The sequence below is a fragment of the Pontibacter sp. SGAir0037 genome, from assembly GCF_005491705.1.
GTDB lineage: Bacteria > Bacteroidota > Bacteroidia > Cytophagales > Hymenobacteraceae > Pontibacter.
The window spans coordinates 2650138-2669296 of sequence record NZ_CP028092.1; the positions used below are offsets into that span (position 1 = coordinate 2650138).

Genomic DNA, 19159 nt, shown 5'->3' on the forward strand with positions numbered 1-19159 from the left:
TATGGTATATATTCCGTCAGCCACTTACAGGCTACAACTATCTCCGAAATTTAAACTGGAGGAGGTACGTAAGCTGATTCCATACCTGCACGACCTGGGAATCAGCACCATTTATGCTGCTCCTTTTTTTACTACAAAACCAGGGAGCGAGCATGGTTACGACGTGGCAGATCCGCATGAAATAAATCCTGAAGTGGGCACCCTGGCAGAACTGCAGGAGATCTCCCAGGAACTGAAGAAGCACGGCATGGGCTGGCTACAGGATATCGTACCTAATCACATGGCCTACCATCCTAAAAACAGGTGGCTGATGGATGTGCTGGAAAAAGGTCAGAAATCAGAGCTTTACAACTTCTTCGATATAGACTTCACACATCCTGACTTCGAAGGAAAACTGATGGTGCCTTTCCTGGGTGAACCTTTGGAAGACATTCTGAAGCAAAAGCAAATTAAAATAATGTTTGGCGAGAACGGGTTTCAGGTAGCCTACTTCGACAACATGTACCCGCTTAGTATTTCTGCTTATGATACCTTGCTGAAGCAGATTGCAGAGCATATTTCTGATGATAAAGCGCAAGCTTCTTTTCAGGGGCATATCGGTTCTATTTTCAGAATGATACAAAGCGATAAAATTAATGTAGCGGAATGGTCGCAGCAGAAAATGGCACTGTATGGCGATGCCCAGAAAAATGCGGCAATTCAGCAAGCTGTTGACCAGGTGCTGGAGCAGCTGAACAACGATGAAACGGCACTGCAAAATATACTGGACCAGCAGTTCTACCTGTTATGCAACTGGCAGATCACAGAAGAGAAGATCAATTTCCGCCGTTTCTTTACTGTAAACGACCTCATCTGCCTGCGCATGGAAAACCAGGATGTTTTCGACAGGTACCATGATTTTATAAAACAACTCACTGACCAGGGGATTTTCCAGGGGCTACGTGTAGACCATGTGGATGGACTGTTTGATCCTGATGGTTACCTGGAAAAGCTTCGGGCTATGGCAGGTGAGGATAAATACCTTGTCGTGGAAAAAATTCTGGAAGGCGAGGAAAACCTGCCCGAGTACTGGGACATTCAGGGCAACAGCGGCTATGATTTTCTGGCCTGGGTAAGCAACCTGTATACCGATGCTACCGGAGAACGCAAGCTTACACAGCTATACCGCCGTCTGGTGCCCGGAGCCCGTACCGATTATGAAAAGCTTGTTTTCGAGAAGAAGATATACATGCTGGAGCACCACATGCAAGGCGAGCTTCAGAACCTGCTGCGCATCTTAAAAAACAGCGACCTACTAACAGATGCTTATACCGATGAAGAGTGGAGCACAGCGCTGGCTACCCTGCTTTCGTCTTTCCCGGTATACCGAATCTATGGCAACAAATTTCCTTTATCAGAAGAAGCAATAGAGATTATAGACAAAGCTTTTGACGAAGCAGCCAAACGAACACCCGAAGCCAAAGCGCAACTAAACCACCTGCGCACGCTGTTCGACCACGATGCGCAGGACTCTGAAGAGCGGGAACAGGCAAAGCTGTACTTTGTGATGCGCAGCCAGCAGTTTACAGGTCCTTTAGCAGCAAAGGGTGTGGAAGACACCACCTTCTATAACTACAACAGGCTCATTTCTCTGAACGAGGTGGGCAACAGTCCGGATGTATTTCACATCAAGCGCAGGGATTTTCATGAGCTGATGCAGTATAAGCTGGAAACTTACCCGCACTCCATTAACGCCACCGCCACGCACGATACCAAACGGGGCGAAGGCTCACGTATGCGCCTGGAAGTACTGAGCGAACTACCCGAAGAATGGGAGAAGGCTGTACAACAATGGCAGGAAATCGCGCAGAAGTATGTAACTGAAGTAGGCCCTACACCCAATGATCTGTATTTCATCTTCCAGACTTTAGTAGGCGTTATGCCTATCGATGGCACTGTAGATGATACCCTGGTAGAACGTGTGCAGGAGTATCTAACAAAAGCTTTCCGCGAAGCCAAAGTAAATTCTAACTGGACAGAGCCTAACGAAGCTTACGAAAGTGCTGTTTCGAACCTGGTGCAAAAGCTGCTGCAGGAAGACAAAGCCTTTTTAGAAACCTTTATGCCTTTCTTTAAAAGAACGGCTCATTTCGGCTGGATTTACTCTCTCTGCCAGACAATGCTGAAAGTAGCCTGTCCGGGTGTACCGGATATTTACCAGGGTTGTGAGCTCTGGGACTTCAGCCTGGTAGATCCGGATAACAGACGTCCGGTTGATTATGAGCTACGCCAGCAGTACCTGCAGGAAATGAAAGCGCAGGAAGAGAAGGATGAAAAAGCCTTACAGCAGCAGTTGTTACAGGACCCTTCGGATGCCCGGGTAAAGCAATACCTTATTTACAAGGTATTGAACCTGCGCCTGCAGCTGAAAGCGCTGTTTGATCATGGCGATTATATTCCGCTCACCTTTACAGGTAAATACAAGGAAAATGTAATTGCCTTTGCACGCCATCACGAAGGGCAATGGCTGATTGTAGCCGTACCCCGTTTACTGGCTGGTATAGTTTCAGAAAACGAACTTCCGCTTGGGGAGCAGGTATGGGAAGACACAGGAATCAAATTACCGGAAAGCGCCCCTAAAAATTGGAAAAATTTGTTCGGACAAGGAGACCTAACAGGACAAGACTCTTTAGCTCTTGCCCTGATATTTGACACCTATCCGGTAGCACTTTTAATAGCAACAGAAGCATGATAGTACACAGGAGAAGCAGCGGCGTTTTATTGCACATCACCTCTCTTCCATCTAAATATGGCATTGGAGATTTAGGACCAGAGGCTTATCAGTTTGCGGACCTGCTATGGGAAGCCGGGCAACGGTACTGGCAGATTCTGCCGCTTAACCCAACAGAAGAGGGATCAGGAAACTCTCCTTACAGCAGCCACTCCGCCTTTGCAGGCAACCCGCTCATGATAAGCCCTGATTTGCTGATAGAGGAAGGCTTGCTGGAGAAAACTGATCTTAAGACAAGTGAGAACTTTGAAGATGACAGAGTAGATTATCAGAAAGCCACTGCATATAAAAGAACCATTTGGCTGAAGGCCTATGAGAACTTTAAAAGCCGTGGCACTGAAAAGCAGCAGCGCGATTTCCAGGTATTTAAACAGGATCATAGCGCCTGGCTACAGGACTATAGTTACTTTGTAGTTTTTAAAAGCCACTTTGGCCAGAAAAGCTGGGTAGAATGGGACGAAGCCATAAAAAAGCGTGAACCGGAGGCCGTACAGCAACTGGCCAGCGAATTGGCAGACGAAATAGAGCGCGAGCAGTTTTTACAGTTCCTGTTCTACCAGCAGTGGAACAGGCTGAAGTACTACTGCACCGGCCGCGACATCACGTTTATTGGCGATATGCCTTTTTATGTGAGCCATGACAGCGCTGATGTGTGGTCGCACCCGCAAAACTTTAAACTGGATGAAGGCGGAATGCCTACAGCCGTTTCCGGGGTGCCGCCAGATTTCTTCAGCGAAACAGGCCAGTTGTGGGGCACCCCTGTGTTCGACTGGCAGGAGCTGGCCAGGCACAACTACGACTGGTGGATTCTGCGCATCGAACACAACCTGGCTTTGTTTGGCTTGCTGCGTCTCGACCACTTCCGGGCCTTTTCTGCCTATTGGGAAGTACCAGCTGGAGAGGAAACCGCTATTAACGGGAAGTGGGAGAAATCTCCGGGTGCCGAAATATTAAGCATCCTGCGCGAGCGCAAACCTGAAATGCCGATTATAGCGGAAGACCTGGGTGAAATAGACCAGCCGGTGCGCGACCTCATGCAGCAGTTCGATTTGCCGGGCATGCGCCTGCTTATTTTTGCCTTCGGCGACGATCTCGCCTTTGACAGTTCCTTCCTGCCGCACAATCATATTAATAACTGTATTGTGTATACAGGCACCCACGACAACAGCACGGTACGCGCCTGGTACCAGGAAGAAGCAAAAGCGGCAGACATCAAGCGCCTGCGCGAGTATAGTGGCCATGAGTTCAATGAAGAAAATGTGCACGAGATAATGAGCCGCATGGCCTATATGTCGGTAGCTCAACTGGCTGTTGTTCCGATACAGGATATACTTGGTTTAGGAGCTGAGGCCATTATGAACAAACCCTCCACCGCCTCCCACAACTGGGAATGGCGCTTACAACCGAAGCTGTTCCGCAAAACAGAGGCTCACCGGCTCAAGAAGCTGGTGCAGATATATGGCCGGAAATAAAATAAAAGAGGCTGTCTGAAAAGACAGCCTCTTTTTATAGTGAAGAAAGCTAAAAGTAAATTCTTAATCCCCTGTGCCTGCTATAGCATCGTCAGGAGTGTTTGTATCAGTGCTATCCTGCTCCTGATCAAAATCGACTGTTCTTAAAGGAGCATCCAGGTGCTTCTCGTGTACCAGCTCAGCCATAGCATTGGCATAATCCAGGTACTGCGAGGTATAGGCATTGTCTGCAGCATGTACATACATGGCAGTTTTTCCTTTTACGGAGTTGATAATACCCTGGTGTTCTTCCATAGGCAGTGCCGGGCAGCCAAGGCTTCTTCCTAAACGCCCGTACTGCTCAATAAACTCTTCGTTGGCGTACTCTGCCCCATGCATAACAATACACCGATCCAGGGCATTAGAATTGTATGCCTCATCCAGGCCTTCCAGCTTCAGAGAAAGGCCATGTTTGCCATAGTAGATGTCCTGCGTTACATAAAACCCTACACTGCTCATATATGAGTTATTATCGTTAGAAAAAGTCTCTGCAAACTCTTCGCCTGAATTTCGTCCATGCGCTACATAGGTATGGTGCAGTATTTCCTTATTTTCAATGTCCACTACCCAAAGCCTCTTCTCTCTGGACGATTTTGTAAAATCCACTATCGTGATTACTGGCTTTTCAGACAATCTGCCCTCGTGCTTCAGATTATAATAACCAGCCAGCGCATTATTGAAAACTTCGTACCGCAGCCCCTCTTCCTGCAAATGCATTTCGTTATAAAGCTCATGCGTCAGTTCTCCAAACTGCATCACTTTATAGTCTGATATGTTTGCCTTGTAGCGCTTAATGTCTTTGCTTGTAGCCGAAACTCCCAACGGAGAAGCTACAGGCGATATAATGAGAGGTGCAAAAAGCGGAATGAAGCCTTTAGCCACCTTTTTTGTTCTCGCTTTCCATCTGATCCTTTTCATATATTCTCCTGCTGATTCTCTCTAGTTTACGACCAGCCGCCGCTGTTGTTTATTAGCGCATGATTATCAATCATATATATAAATAAATCTAAAACAATTACAGTATTAAGGCATCATTTTTGGTCTTGTTGGTGTTATACAACAAAAATGAGCCGTATTGAATAACATGCAGAAAACAACGATAAAGTATTTACCACTCATCAATTTTTTAGTACTGGTGCTGCTGATCACGGGTTGTGGAGGCCCGCAGGCACTGCGCCAGGTTTTCACAAAACAAACTCCCTACGAGCGCTATGCATCCTCGCTGAAAGATGCAAAACTGGATCAGACAGCTTTAGGGAAAGCATGGGCAGAGGCCGGTGAAAAAGCATTACAGGACTCACTTACAGTTACCCTGCCGTTTAAGGAGACCGGGTATTTTGCCGCAGAAACACCCATGGCTACCAGTTACCGCTTTGAGGCAAAGAGAGGCCAGAAAATTGTTGTAAACCTGGAAACCAGGTCGAAAGAAGAGATGAAAGTATTTATGGACCTGTATAAGCTGCAGCCTGTGGCAAAACACGTGTCTTACGCCGATACAGCTGCAGTAGCCATAGAATATGAGATTGAAGACGACCTGACTCACCTGTTGCGGGTGCAGCCGGAACTGCTGCGTAGCGGTCAGTACACTATCAGCATTATATCGCAGCCTACGCTGGCTTTTCCGGTACCCAGCAAAAAGAACAGGGGCATCGACAGCTTTTGGGGCGACCCGAGAGATGCAGGCACACGCAACCACGAAGGCGTAGACATTGTGGCACCACGTGGAACTCCTGTCGTAGCTTCGGTGCCCGGTATTGTTACGCGCGTTGGCACCAACAAATTAGGTGGTAATGTGGTATGGCTGTCCGATGCAAACCGGCGCCAGAACCTGTATTATGCTCACCTCGACAAGCAGCTGGTTACTGCCGGGCAGCGTGTAAATATAGGCGACACCTTAGGTTTAGTTGGAAATACCGGCAATGCCAGAGGCACCACGCCTCACCTTCACTTTGGCATTTACCGTTCGGGCACGGGTGCTACCAATCCTTACCCATACCTGCACATGCCATCGCAAACACCTCCGGCTATTACAGCTGACTTAAAAAATCTGGGAGGCTGGCTGCGTGTTTCTACCAGATCAGCAAATACCAGGTTGCTGCCATCCACTAAAAGCAATGTGTACAGAAGCCTGCCTCAACACACCCCTTTGCAGGTAATCGGGGGCACGGGCAACTGGTATAGAGTGAGCTTGCCTGACGGCACAGAAGCCTACATTGCCAATAGTGTGGTAGAAAGCATTTCCAAGCCTGTCCGGTACGAAAAGCTGGCAAAGGAAACAGATTTGCTGGATGAAGCTCATCCGCTGGCTGCACCCAAAGATAGCTTGTCTTCTGGTTCCAGTGTGGCAGTTCTTGCTACTTTTAACGATTTCAGACTTGTCAGAAACGAGGCCGGAGAAACAGGATGGATACACGAAGACTCACAGCTCTCCACCCGTTAAAACCTGGTGAAGCTTCGAATCCCGGCAACACGACAGAAAGAACAGCTTCAGGCTGTTCTTTCTGTTTTTCAACCTTTTGGCAAAGCACCTAAGCTAGGTAATCCATCTGCATGCGTTTAATCAGGTGTACGTGGGGCCATTATAGCAGAAAAACTGAGGCGATGGTCGGCATTTCTATTATATTTACATATATAAACCTAATCTATTTATTTAAAACAACGGAGAATACAGTTTGAAATTAGCTGCTATCGACATTGGTTCTAATGCTGCCAGGTGCCAGATATCCAATGTTCTGAACCAGAACGGAAAAGTAATCTTTAAACGGGTAGAGTACATCCGGTATGCCATTCGTTTCGGCGAAGATGTATTTAACACCGGCTTTATCAGCGAAGAAAAAATACAGAAGTTCATCAAGCTGATGCAGGCTTTTAAACTTCTTATTGATGTGCACGATGTAGATCATTTCATGATTTGTGCAACCTCAGCTATGCGCTCTGCTTCCAATGCCCCTGAAATTATACAGCGCATTCGCGAAGCAGTTGGCATGGATATACAGGTAATAGGCGGAGAGTCTGAAGCCGATCTTATTAATAAAGTAATCCGTAATTTCTTAGACGACCGCAATTACCTGCACATAGATGTTGGCGGCGGCAGTACCGAGTTCAACATCTATGTAAACCGCGAAAAAATGGCTTCCCAATCGTTCGAGCAGGGCTCTATCCGACACATGCATGGAGTAGACTCTCAGGAGTTGTGGAACAAAATGCGGGTATGGATAGAGGAGAATGCACGCAAGTATAACCTGAGCCGTGCCATTGGCACAGGCGGTAACATCAATAAAATCTACGACCTTTCCGGTAAGCTACAGGGAAAACCGATCTACCGGAAACAAATAGAAGAGATTGCCGGCAGAATTGCCGGAATGAGTATGCAGGAACGCCTGACCGAGCTTTTACTGAACCCGGATCGTGCAGATGTTATTCTGCCTGCCGCAGAAATTTATCTTTCGGCCATGAAGTGGGCCAAGCTGGAATGTATGCTTGTGCCGGCAGTAGGCCTGAAAGACGGTATGATTCATGCCCTTTATGAACAGCATCACCCGGAAAAATTCATTATTGACAAGATCAGCAGATAAACAGCAAAGGCGGCCCTCTCAGGCCGCCTTTGCTGTTTATCTGCTATGCTTTAGATCAGCTCTACTTCTTCCTGCTGCACTTCGCAATACGATTTGGCATAGAACAGCTTGTGAATATCTACAACCTCTTCGTTTGCCGAGGTACGCTTTTTCACATACGTACCATCTTCGCGCATGATGTAAGAATTCTGGTTATCGAGCAGGTTATAATACAGTATATTCACAGCCTCCCGCTTCAGCTCTTCGTTCACAATCAGGAAAAGAGCTTCTATACGCCTGTCGAAGCTTCGCACCATAATATCGGCACTTCCACCGTATACCTTAGGGGCGCCATTGTTATGGAAATAGTAAATACGGCTATGCTCCAGGTACTCCCCTACAATCGACTTCACAAAAATGTTCTCGCTTAAATCTTCGCGGCCTGGACGAAGACAGCAGATACCCCGCACAATTAACTTTATTGGCACACCAGCTTTAGATGCTTTGTAAAACTCCTCAATTACTTCTTTGTCTTCGAGCGAATTGATCTTGATTACGATGCCGCTTTTCAACCCTTTTTTGGCATTTCGGGCTTCATTGCGAATCAGCTCAATAAGCTGTGCCCGCAGGCTCTTGGGCGAAGTAAGCAGGTATTTGTATTCGTTTGGCCGCGAATGCCCTGTAATTACATTAAAGAACTCCGACACATCGTGTGCATATACTTCGTTGGTGGTGAGCATGCTCACATCGGTATATTGCCTGGCTGTTTGCTCGTTGTAATTACCACTGCCTATGTGCACATAGCGCGTTACCTTCTCCCCTTCCTTCCGGATGATCATCATCATTTTGGTATGGGTTTTATACTTGCCTATACCATAAATCACAAAGCAACCGGCTTTTTCCAATCGCTCTCCCTCTTTAATGTTGCGTTCTTCATCGAACCGGGCTTTAACTTCAAAAAGCACCGAAACGTGCTTTCCGTTCTCAGCCGCCTTTAATAAAGCCGCTGTTACCCTCGATTGATCGGCAATACGGTAAATCGTTTGTTTGATACCCAGTACAGAGGGATCTTCGGCAGCACGCTCAAGCAGGTTTACCACCGGCTCCATGCTGTTGTATGGGTGATGCAGCAGCACATCGTGGTCCTTCAGGTACTCAAACAGATCAATTCCATCAGAAGGCACACTGAGGGGAGTAACAGAGGCAGGCTGTTTAAAACACTTAGACTGAAATTGCCGGTGTTTCACAACTTGCCAAAGCGCCTTTAAATCGATCAGGCTATTGATGGTAAATATGTTTGCGTTGTCGATTGTCCAGCGTTCTTTCAGAATCTTGAGCATGAACTGCGAAGGGTTCCGCTCAATTTCTAAGCGCACTACACGGCCTTTCTTCCGGGTCCGTAGTTTTACCTTAATTTCCTGCACAAAGTCTGCTTCCAGGTCATCGGATTCCTCCAGCGTAAAATCGCCGTTACGGGTAATCCTGAACAGGTTAACCGAAACTATTTCTATGTTCCTGAAAAGCTTCTTTATTTTCCAGCGGATAATTTCCTCAATAGGAACAAAAACAATTTTATCCTTTCGGTTAATCTCATAGAAACGGGCCAGGTTCTGTGGTATCTGCACAAAAGTTACCCTATCCTGCGCTTTCTGGTCGTCTATGGTTCGGGTAACCACCCCAAACGTAAGCAGTTGGTTCATGAGCAGCGGGAAACCGTGGTAGGTATCGTATACCATGGGCGTAAGCATGGGATAGATCGTGTTTTTAAAGTAGCTGTCTACTTTCTTCTGTTCGACTTCCGTCAGCTCTCCTACTTTTAAAATATCAAATCCCTGCTTCTCAAAAAGAGGCTTCAGCTCGTTATTATAGGTTAAGTACTGGTCGTTTACAAAGCGGTGGGCATAATCGAGCAGCTTTTTGCGGAATGGCAGCTCCCGTAGTCCCGAATAATCGAGCCTCTCTTTGCCATAGTCTATGTAGTTATACAAGCTGCCTACCCGAATCATAAAAAACTCATCGAGGTTAGAAGCCGTGATCGCTAAAAACTTTAACCTATCAAAAAAAGTTTTGTTGGTATCTCTTGCCTGATCTAACACACGGTAGTTAAAACGCAGCCAACTTAGATCGCGGCTAATAAATTTACTTTTCTTTATCTGGTCAGAAACCTTATTAACAAGCATGTTTTCCTGGGTATTACAAACTGGCGATGTACTTAAACGATAAAAGCCAGCAAATATTTATATCTGGTGCTTTAAGATAGGGAGAAAGATATTTATTTGTTGTATTTCATCTGATAAATTTTAGAAAGGCGTAATATACCGGAAATGCTGCCTGCCAATAGCATTTAATTTTAGGCCCCTGTTTCGGTTTCTGGAGCTTCCTTAAAACCGCACATTCTGTTCAATTCCGAACACCTGCACAATAGCAAAATTTGGTATTTTTACATTTAAAATGCTGAAAGCAAGATAGTTATACATTTGGCACATCTATTGGCTATATAGCTCTGACAATGTGTATATAAAACTATGGATCGTGAACTTTCAGCCTCTGCCAAGCAAGCCCGTACGCGGAAGCGCATCTGGCAAATAGGATTAGCTGCTGCCCTGGTAGTGGTAGCTGTTCTTGGATTCAGGACTCTGATAAGCCCCAGCCTTAGCCGTGAAAAAGTAAGAACAGCTGTGGTCGAACGTGGCGCTGTAGTGGCAACACTTTCGGCCAGTGGCGTGGTGGTGCCAGAGCACGAGCAGGTTATCACCAGTCCCATACAAGCCCGCATAGAACAGGTGGTGCACAATATCGGCGAACAGGTGTTACCAGGCGATCAGATCCTGCTGCTGGACAAAGCCTATACGCAACTTGCCTATGATAAACTAAAAGACGAGCAGCAACTAAACCAGCATAAGAAAGTGCAGATGCGCCTCAACTTACAAAAGACGCTAAACACGTTGCAGTCGCAGTTAAGCATTAAACAGATGCGGGTAAAAAGCCTGGAGGCAGAGCTGGAAGATGAAAAATACCTGCTGCAGATTGGCGGCGGCACCCAGGAAAAAGTAAAGCAGGCCGAGTTAAACCTAAAAATTGCTCAACAGGAGCTCAACCAGCTCAACCATGAAATAGCCAGCGAGCGGGAATTGCTGATAGCCGATGAGCAGGAGCTTGGGTTTACACTGGCTATGCAGGGCAGATCTATAGAAGAGCTACAACGCAAAATGGAGCAGGCGGAGGTTCGCACTGCCAAGCCGGGCGTTATTACCTGGGTAAAAAACGAAATAGGCAGTACCGTAAATGCCGGTGATATAGTTGCCCGCCTCGCCGACCTCAGCAGTTTTAAAGTACAGGCCACCATCTCCGATACATATGCCGGGCAGCTGAAAACAGGTGGCAGCGTAACGGTGCGGGTAAACGATACCGACTTAAGGGGTACTATCGCATCTGTAAAACCATCTGTAGAAAATGGCATCGTCACTTTCTTTATTGCGCTGGATGAAAAGTCGCACCAGTTGCTACGCCCCAACCTCCGCGTGGATGTTTATGTAACCACTGCCTCGAAAGACAATGTGCTCAGGGTAAAGAATGGCCCTTACTTCCAGCGTGCATCTGCTCAGCAGGTTTTCATCATCCGGGATGATGAAGCAATCAGGCAAGCGACCAGAATCGGGGTTAGCAATGCAGATTTTGTAGAACTGGAAGGCGGCGTGCAACCCGGCGACGAAGTGATCATCACAGACATGCAGGACTACCAGCATATGAACAAGATAAGATTGAAAAAATAAGACACAAGATGTAAGACACAAGACTCATTATTCTCCTCTGCTATATTGACTTTAGATGACTGCAACTATAACAGGTTTTTCGCTACCACTCGAAATAACAAGAAGAAAGTCATTCGTCTTATGTCCTGTGACTTGTGCATCCCCAAAAAAACTATGAAAAACCTCATCATCCTTTTTATGCTGTTTGTACTGCAGCTGCTCTGCACCAATTGTTTTGCACAACCTGCCCAGCGCACCATGAGCCTGCAGGAGGTGGTAGAACTGGCGCAAGAGCAGTCGGCGGCAGCCAGGCAAGCACAAACCAGCCGGGAAAACAGCTATTGGCTGTGGCGTAACTACAAATCGCAGTACCTGCCACAACTGAGCATGAGTGCTAACCTGCCTGATTTCAGCCGTACCATAACACCTGTTACACAACCGGATGGCACCATTGATTTCAGACCTGTTGCAAATAACTACTCTGAGCTTTCGCTAAACCTTGAACAGGTTATCGGAGCTACCGGAGGGCGTGTGTTTGTAACTTCTCTGATGCAGCGCTTCGATGATTTTGATCGTGATCAGAAGCGCTACAATGGCAATCCGGCCATTATAGGAATTGAACAGCCGTTGTTTGCTTTTAATAAATTAGCCTGGGACAAACGGATTGAGCCCTTACGCTACCAGGAGTCGCAACGACAATTTCTTGAAGAAAAGGAAAAAATTGCCGTTAAGGCTACAGAACTATACTTCGACCTGCTCCTGGCGCAGACAAACAGAACAATTGCCACTAAAAACCTGGCGAATAACGATACTCTTTACCATATAGCAAGCGAGAAATACAAACTGGGCCGCTTATCCAAAAACGACCTCCTGCAGTTGCGCCTGGCCGTACTGAATGCAGACCTGGCCCAGGCTCAGGCTACCCTGGATGAGCAAACAGCCACGCTGGCCCTGAAAACTTTTGTAGGATTAAAAGACAGTTTACTCTTACAATTGCTGACTCCGGAACAGGTGCCCGCTACCACTGTTAAAGCAGGATTTGCATTGGCAGAAGCAAGGAAGAACAGGAAAGAGAGCACTAATTTCCGAAGGAGGCTGCTGGAAGCTGAAAGTAAAGTAGCCAAGGCGAAAGGAGATAACGGGCTAAATGCCAGCCTTTTTGCAACATTCGGCCTAACCAACAGCGGCGGCAATTTTACAGATATTTATACTCGGCCCGGCAACCAACAAAGCGCACGCATAGGCTTCAGTATGCCCATATTAGATTGGGGCAGGCAACGCTCCGACATTAAGGTAACAGAGCTGAACCGGCAGTTGGTGCAGTATACAGTAGAACAGGAAGAGGCCACTTTCGAACAAGAGGTACTTACACAGGTAAACCAATACAACACGCTGAAATCCAGGATTGCCACTACTGCCGAAGCAGATGCCATTGCCCAGGAGCGGTATGATATCACCAAAAGCACCTTTGTGATAGGCCGCATCAGCATTACAGATTTAAACATCGCCTTATCAGAAAAAGACCAGGCCAGGCGTGCCTACATTATTTCGCTTAGCGAGTTCTGGAAAGCCTACTATAACCTGCGTCAGCTCACGCTGTTCGATTTCGAACGCAATGAAGCGCTAAGGGCGGAGGCGACCAACAAAAACTGACATAAAATCATTAACTTAAAAACATATTCTAAAACTATGATTTCCCTATCAAACATCGAAAAGGTTTACCAGACCAAATCTATTGAAACGGTGGCCCTGCAGAACGTGAACCTTACCATACCCAAAGGTGAGTTCGCTTCCATTATGGGGCCTTCCGGCTGCGGCAAAAGTACGTTGCTTAATATTATCGGCCTGCTAGATGCACCTACAAACGGCACCATTGCCATAGATGGCCAGACCATAGCCTCTTACAAAGACAAACAACTGGCACACATCAGAAACGAAAAGATCGGGTTCATTTTTCAGAGTTTCCACCTGATAAATGACCTGAGCGTGATGGATAATGTGGAACTGCCGCTACTCTACCGCAGCAGCATTTCAGCTGCAGAACGAACCAGGCGTGCCAAAGCAGCTTTAGAGAAAGTTGGCCTGAGCGCCCGCACCAAGCATTACCCAAGCCAGCTTTCCGGCGGCCAGCGCCAGCGGGTGGCTATTGCCAGGGCACTGGTGGGGCAGCCGGAAATTATACTGGCCGACGAACCGACAGGTAATCTGGACTCGGTAATGGGAGAAGAGGTGATGAATATTCTGCTTGACCTGAACCGCCAGGACAACACGACCATTGTAATGGTAACACACGACGAGAATATGGCGCATAAAACAGAGCGCCTTATCCGCTTCTTCGACGGGCAGCAGGTGTCTGATTCTAAAGTTTTCGAATTCCAGAAAGTATAAAGCCATGCTGAAAAACTACCTTAAAATAGCCTGGAAGGTGCTCTTGCGGCGCAAGTTCTTTACCTTCATCAGCCTCTTCGGTATCAGCTTTACGTTAATGGTGCTGATGGTGGCCACCGCCTTATACGACCATGCCTTTGGCCCTCAGATGCCAGAACACGACATGGACCGCCTGCTTTTTGTGAACATGATACGTGTTAGCAGGGATGGCGGCTATATGAACAGCAGCCCGCCCAGCTACCATTTCCTGAACCGCCACGTGCGCACAATGCACACTCCAGAGCAGGTTTCCATCAATTCTGTATTCCATACTGTTAACAGCTACATCAACAACCGTAAGCTGGCTCTGGACCTGAAGCACACCGACAGCGAATTCTGGCAGTTGCTGGACTTTAACTTTGTGGAAGGTGGTCCTTTTAGCCAACAGGATGTGCAGAGTGCCAACCGGGTAGCTGTGATAAACAAGACAACCCGTGAGCAATACTTTGGTGATATGGAGGCAGTAGGAAAAACCATTGAGGCTGACCAGGTAAAATACCGTGTGGTGGGTGTGGTGGAAGATGTCCCCGTGCTGCGCCTCCACTCCTATGCTGATGTTTGGGTTCCTATCAGTCTCCGGAGCCAGGATTTTAATAAGCCCGGACTGCACGGGGTGTATTTTGCCACAATTAAAGCACATAAACCTGCCGATGTTTCCAGCATAAAGGCAGAATATGCTACCATGCTGGCCGAAGTGGAGCGACAGCAACCGGAAAAAGGAACTGAAGTTCACTCCTCCCCCGACTCAGTGGTAGAAAGCTTTGCTCGCACTTTTCTGGGCAATGGCCGCGAGTCCGGCCTCCTGAAGTTATATGCGCTGCTGGCAGGGGTAGCATTGCTGTTCATGCTGCTGCCAGCCATCAATCTGGTAAATATTAACATCAGCCGTATTATGGAGCGTTCTTCGGAGATAGGCGTGCGCAAGGCTTTCGGCGCCACCTCCTCTAACGTTATCAGTCAGTTTATTATCGAAAACATCTTCCTGACGCTGTTGGGAGGGCTGGTCGGCTTTGCGTTGTCGGCAGTGGCTTTATGGCTTATTAACGACAGCAACCTGATTGCATACGCCCATCTGGCTCTGAACCTGCGTGTGTTCGCTATAGGGCTGCTGCTCTGCCTGCTGTTCGGGCTACTTTCGGGAGTGTACCCGGCTTATAAAATGTCACGATTACATGCCGTTGAGGCACTGAAAGGAGGTATAAAATGATACGCCATCTATTTAAACTGATCTGGAACCGGAAAAAGAGCAACTTCTTGCTGATGACCGAAATCTTCTTTTGCTTTTTGGTACTCTTTGCTGTGCTCAGCCTGGTGGTGTACAACGTGCGCAACTATAACAAACCGCTTGGCTTTTCTCATGAGAATGTCTGGCTGCTGAGCATGCGGCCCGCCACAGACTCCACCGCTTTAAACCGACAGCAACTGGAGCAGTTACTACAGCGGGCAAAGGCCTTTCAGGAAGTAGAAAACATTTCCCTTTCCTCCAGCAACTCCCCTTTCTCATTCAGCCAGATGATGAATGTAGTGAAGTATAAGGATAAAGAGGTAACGCCAAATTTTTATGAGGTGCAGGACGATTTTGACAAGGTAATGCAACTGCAGGTAAGCCGGGGCCGCTGGTTTGGAGCCCCAGACGATGCCTCTCATCACGAACCCGTTGTTATAAACAAAGAACTGCAGCAACGGCTGTTTTTAGAAGAAGACCCTTTAGGAAAGCTTATTCCTAAAAACGATTCTGTTAATTACCAGGTGGTAGGCGTGGTCGAGCATTTCAGACCTGGCAGCGAGTATACAGCCGAGGAGCCCGGTATGCTCACACGAATCAACTTGCCTAAAAATAAAGATGCTTTTCACGGAGAGCTTCTGATACGGGTAAAGGCCGGCACAGGAGTAACCTTTGAAGAAACCATGGTGAAAGAGTTCTCAGGCATAACCAAAAACTGGACCTTGGAAGTAACTACCCTGGAGAAAATGCGGCAGAATAAAGCGAAACTGGCAATGGTTCCCCTGATCGCTTTAGGAGTAATCTGTGGTTTTCTGATTTTTAACGTGGCATTGGGCTTGTTTGGCGTGCTCTGGTATAACATTAACAGCCGTAACAGCGAGATTGGCCTACGCAGGGCATTGGGTGCTTCCGCCAGACAGGTATATCATCAGTTTATTGGGGAGGTGCTGGTACTGGCAACGTTTGGGCTACTGCTAGGAATAGCTTTTGCCGTTCAGATACCGCTACTACAGGTGTTCCAGGTAGAGACAGAGGTTTATATGGATGCGCTGCTTATCTCTGTTGGAATTATATACCTGTTGGCTATCAGCTGCGCCTTTTACCCCAGCAAGCAAGCCGCAGCCATACACCCGGCTATTGCCTTGCACGAAGAATAGCCTTTAAAAGCAGCAGGTATTAAGCCTGCTGCTTTTACCTTTAAGTCTTATCTTTATACCCCAATTTTAGCCACACATGATCCTGATTATAGACGACGATGTTGCTGTACGTGTCTCGCTGAGCCTGCTGCTTAAACAAAAAGGGTTCAGGAGTAAAGAGGCTGCCTCAGCGAATGAAGCCCTCCAGCTGGCGGAGCAGTATCCGTTTGAGCTTATTCTCATGGATATGAACTTCTCCATAGAGACTACCGGCCACGATGGGCTTCAGCTGCTTGGCCAGTTTAAAAAGCTCCTGCCACAGATACCTGTAATCCTTATAACAGGCTGGGGATCTATTGGGTTGGCAGTAGAAGGCATGCGTGCAGGCGCAGCCGACTTTATTACCAAACCCTGGAGCAACGAGTACCTGCTGCAGTCGGTGCAAACGGCCCTGAGCTTATCCAGCCATAAAGCAGGTAATGACGAAAGCCTTACCAGAAAAAAGCTCGACCAGCAATACGATTTGCGCAACATTGTAGGCCAGGACCCTCGCCTGCTGCAGATCCTAAAAAAAATCGGGCAGATAGCTCCTACTGATGCCTCTGTGCTGATTGAAGGCGAAAGCGGCACGGGCAAAGAGCTGATTGCGGAAGCGGTGCACCGGAACAGCCTCCGCAAAAATCAGCCATTTGTAAAAGTGAACCTGGGAGGTATATCCTCCAGCCTGTTCGAAAGCGAGATGTTCGGGCATAAGCGCGGAGCCTTTACCGATGCCAAAGCCGACCGTACGGGCCGTTTCGAAATGGCTAACAAAGGCACTATTTTCCTGGATGAAATCGGTGAGCTGGACCTGAACAGCCAGGTAAAGCTGCTGCGGGTGTTGCAGGACAGGACCTATGAAGTACTTGGTGACAGCCGCTCCCGCAAGCTGGATATTCGTGTGGTATGCGCAACCAACCGCAACCTGGAGCAACTGGTAGAGGAAGGGAAGTTCAGAGAAGACCTGTTTTATCGTATCAACCTCATAAAAGTAAAGCTGCCCTCGCTGCGGGAACGGCCGGATGATATTCCCCTGCTGGTGCAGTTCTTTATAAGCAACCTGAAAAGGACATACAACCGTCCGGAGCTGGAGATAAGTCAGAGAGCCCTTTACTGGCTAAAGGAGCTACCCTTGCCCGGCAACATCCGCGAGCTTAAAAACCTGGTAGAGCGGACCGTGCTGGTATCGGAAAGCGAAATTTTAGAGGCCGAAGACTTTCAGGCCCAGGCACAGCAAGGGCCTGCCAAAGCAGGCGATAAAGCATTGCCAGCAGTGGGCACTATGACCTTAGATGAAATGGAGGCTTCCATGATCCGGAAATCTATGCTGTTTTACCACAACAACATTAGCAAAGTAGCCAGAGCACTGGGGTTAAGCCGTGCTGCTTTATACCGTCGCCTCGAAAAATTTGGCATCCCGTATGACATTACAGATTAAGTTCATTTTATTCGCGGTTGTGGTGCATAGCCTTCTGGCAGCCTCAGCTTATCTTTTGTTGCAGGAAAGTCCTTATCTTTTTATAGGTATGGAAGTTCTGGTGCTTGTATCTGTCGTTATTACAGCGCAACTCTACCAGGCTTTTTTCAAACCCCTCCGCATCCTGCGATCCGGCATCGAGTCCATCCGTGACAAAGACTTCTCGACTAAATTTGCACCTGTTGGCCAACGGGAGCTGGACGACTTGGTAAGTGTGTATAACAGAATGATTGACCAGCTACGACAGGAGCGTATAACACAGGCTGAGAAACATTTTCTACTGGAAAAACTGACACAGGCATCGCCGGCAGGTATTATTCTGCTTGGGTTTGATAATTATGTAGAAGCTGTTAATCCGGCTGCAGAACGCTTTTTACAGGTGCAGAAGCAGGAACTTCTGCAAAAGCACCTGCATGAGTTGCCTAAAGCGTGGGCAACAGAGCTGGCTTCTATTAAAGATGGAGAAGCTAAAACATTCAGGATAGACGGAATACGCATTTTCCGTTGCCACAGAGGCCATTTTATTGACAGGGGCTTTCAGCATGCTTTTGTTTTGATGGAAGAACTTACGGAGGCTATGGTTAAGAACGAAAGGCAGGCTTATGAAAAGATTATCCGGATGATGTCGCACGAAATAAATAACTCAACAGGCGCTATTAACTCTATTCTGGACTCTATAAAGTATTATGCGCCGCAGCTTGCCCCGGAAGACCAGCCGGATTTTGAAAATGCGCTGCAGGTTGCCATAGACCGGAACAAGAACCTGAGCAGGTTTATGAGTAATTTTGCCGATGTGGTACGCCTTCCGCAGCCGACTAAGATAACAACCGATGTACACGCAATAGTATACCGCCTGTCCCGCCTCATGCAACAGGAGTTCAACAGGCGCCATATCTGCTATACATTTACACCCGCAGGTTCTCCTCTGCTGGTTTCGCTGGATGAGCAGCAGATAGAACAGGCACTGATTAATATTCTTAAAAATGCGGCAGAAGCCATTGGAAATGAAGGAGAAATACATATCAGGACTGAAACCTCGCCACCACGCATTACCATTACCGATAATGGTGGAGGTATACCTGAGCATATCCGGCCTTTGCTTTTCACACCCTTTTTCAGCACCAAGGAAACAGGTCAGGGCATTGGACTCACGATGATACGGGAAATACTTTTAAATCATGGTTTTACCTTCAGCCTGACCTCTGATGAAGCTGGTATTACTGCGTTTATAATTAACCTGAGCAGCTACTAATGCATGATGCACAATA

Annotated in this window: 13 protein-coding genes; 11 read left to right on the plus strand and 2 right to left on the minus strand. The window is 47.4% G+C overall.

The annotated features are described in order from the left end of the window. Window position 1: 1 nt before the first annotated feature. Window positions 2-2731: a malto-oligosyltrehalose synthase gene (treY, locus tag C1N53_RS10735; protein WP_137759308.1), complete on the plus strand. Its 2730-nt coding sequence runs from the start codon at window positions 2-4 to the stop codon at window positions 2729-2731. Next, the gene (malQ, locus tag C1N53_RS10740; RefSeq protein ID WP_137759309.1) at window positions 2728-4242 is read left to right on the plus strand and encodes a 4-alpha-glucanotransferase; all 1515 of its coding nucleotides are present in this window, start codon (window positions 2728-2730) and stop codon (window positions 4240-4242) included. Before treY ends, malQ begins: the two co-directional genes overlap by 4 nt. 63 nt (window positions 4243-4305) lie before the next feature. Here the strand turns inward: malQ and C1N53_RS10745 are convergent, their stop codons facing one another. Then, window positions 4306-5199, minus strand: coding sequence for a murein L,D-transpeptidase catalytic domain family protein (locus tag C1N53_RS10745; RefSeq protein ID WP_137759310.1), 894 nt, complete (start codon window positions 5197-5199; stop codon window positions 4306-4308). Between the two features lie 166 nt (window positions 5200-5365). Here C1N53_RS10745 and C1N53_RS10750 point away from each other — a divergent pair, with 166 nt between their 5' ends. Next, entirely contained in the window at window positions 5366-6721 is a 1356-nt protein-coding gene (locus C1N53_RS10750; RefSeq protein WP_137759311.1) for a peptidoglycan DD-metalloendopeptidase family protein, read from the plus strand. 232 nt (window positions 6722-6953) lie between these two features. Continuing rightward, a complete protein-coding gene (locus tag C1N53_RS10755; protein WP_137759312.1) occupies window positions 6954-7856 on the plus strand; it encodes a Ppx/GppA phosphatase family protein in 903 nt (300 codons plus the stop codon). Window positions 7857-7906: 50 nt separating this feature from the next. On the opposite strand, the gene ppk1 is transcribed toward C1N53_RS10755, so the two are convergent. Then, the gene (gene ppk1 / locus C1N53_RS10760) at window positions 7907-10015 is read right to left on the minus strand and encodes a polyphosphate kinase 1 (protein WP_137759313.1); all 2109 of its coding nucleotides are present in this window, start codon (window positions 10013-10015) and stop codon (window positions 7907-7909) included. A 345-nt stretch (window positions 10016-10360) separates the two neighbouring features. On the opposite strand from ppk1, the gene C1N53_RS10765 reads away from it, so the two are divergent. The 7 genes from C1N53_RS10765 to C1N53_RS10795 all read left to right on the plus strand — a co-directional run bounded on the left by C1N53_RS10765 (window position 10361) and on the right by C1N53_RS10795 (window position 19143). Beyond that, window positions 10361-11608: an efflux RND transporter periplasmic adaptor subunit gene (locus C1N53_RS10765; RefSeq protein ID WP_137759314.1), complete on the plus strand. Its 1248-nt coding sequence runs from the start codon at window positions 10361-10363 to the stop codon at window positions 11606-11608. Window positions 11609-11761: 153 nt separating this feature from the next. Further along, entirely contained in the window at window positions 11762-13240 is a 1479-nt protein-coding gene (locus tag C1N53_RS10770; RefSeq protein ID WP_240773188.1) for a TolC family protein, read from the plus strand. Between the two features lie 36 nt (window positions 13241-13276). Next, window positions 13277-13975: an ABC transporter ATP-binding protein gene (locus C1N53_RS10775; protein ID WP_137759315.1), complete on the plus strand. Its 699-nt coding sequence runs from the start codon at window positions 13277-13279 to the stop codon at window positions 13973-13975. A 4-nt stretch (window positions 13976-13979) separates the two neighbouring features. Beyond that, a complete protein-coding gene (locus C1N53_RS10780) occupies window positions 13980-15221 on the plus strand; it encodes an ABC transporter permease (protein ID WP_137759316.1) in 1242 nt (413 codons plus the stop codon). Next, window positions 15218-16396 (plus strand): ABC transporter permease, encoded by a 1179-nt coding sequence (locus C1N53_RS10785; protein WP_137759317.1) that lies wholly within the window; start codon window positions 15218-15220, stop codon window positions 16394-16396. Before C1N53_RS10780 ends, C1N53_RS10785 begins: the two co-directional genes overlap by 4 nt. A 76-nt stretch (window positions 16397-16472) precedes the next feature. Continuing rightward, a complete protein-coding gene (locus C1N53_RS10790; protein WP_137759318.1) occupies window positions 16473-17852 on the plus strand; it encodes a sigma-54 dependent transcriptional regulator in 1380 nt (459 codons plus the stop codon). Next, window positions 17836-19143, plus strand: coding sequence for a PAS domain-containing sensor histidine kinase (locus C1N53_RS10795; protein ID WP_137759319.1), 1308 nt, complete (start codon window positions 17836-17838; stop codon window positions 19141-19143). The genes C1N53_RS10790 and C1N53_RS10795 overlap by 17 nt, the downstream gene beginning before the upstream one ends. The last annotated feature ends 16 nt before the right edge of the window (window positions 19144-19159 follow it).

Coding starts and splice junctions, on each gene's coding strand:
- treY (WP_137759308.1), top strand. CDS start 2: ATGGTATATATTCCGTCAGCCACTTACAGGCTACAACTATCTCCGAAA.
- C1N53_RS10765 (WP_137759314.1), top strand. CDS start 10,361: ATGGATCGTGAACTTTCAGCCTCTGCCAAGCAAGCCCGTACGCGGAAG.
- C1N53_RS10770 (WP_240773188.1), top strand. CDS start 11,762: ATGAAAAACCTCATCATCCTTTTTATGCTGTTTGTACTGCAGCTGCTC.
- C1N53_RS10785 (WP_137759317.1), top strand. CDS start 15,218: ATGATACGCCATCTATTTAAACTGATCTGGAACCGGAAAAAGAGCAAC.
- C1N53_RS10750 (WP_137759311.1), top strand. CDS start 5,366: ATGCAGAAAACAACGATAAAGTATTTACCACTCATCAATTTTTTAGTA.
- C1N53_RS10795 (WP_137759319.1), top strand. CDS start 17,836: ATGACATTACAGATTAAGTTCATTTTATTCGCGGTTGTGGTGCATAGC.
- C1N53_RS10745 (WP_137759310.1), bottom strand. CDS start 5,199: ATGAAAAGGATCAGATGGAAAGCGAGAACAAAAAAGGTGGCTAAAGGC.
- C1N53_RS10775 (WP_137759315.1), top strand. CDS start 13,277: ATGATTTCCCTATCAAACATCGAAAAGGTTTACCAGACCAAATCTATT.
- malQ (WP_137759309.1), top strand. CDS start 2,728: ATGATAGTACACAGGAGAAGCAGCGGCGTTTTATTGCACATCACCTCT.
- C1N53_RS10780 (WP_137759316.1), top strand. CDS start 13,980: ATGCTGAAAAACTACCTTAAAATAGCCTGGAAGGTGCTCTTGCGGCGC.
- C1N53_RS10790 (WP_137759318.1), top strand. CDS start 16,473: ATGATCCTGATTATAGACGACGATGTTGCTGTACGTGTCTCGCTGAGC.
- ppk1 (WP_137759313.1), bottom strand. CDS start 10,015: ATGCTTGTTAATAAGGTTTCTGACCAGATAAAGAAAAGTAAATTTATT.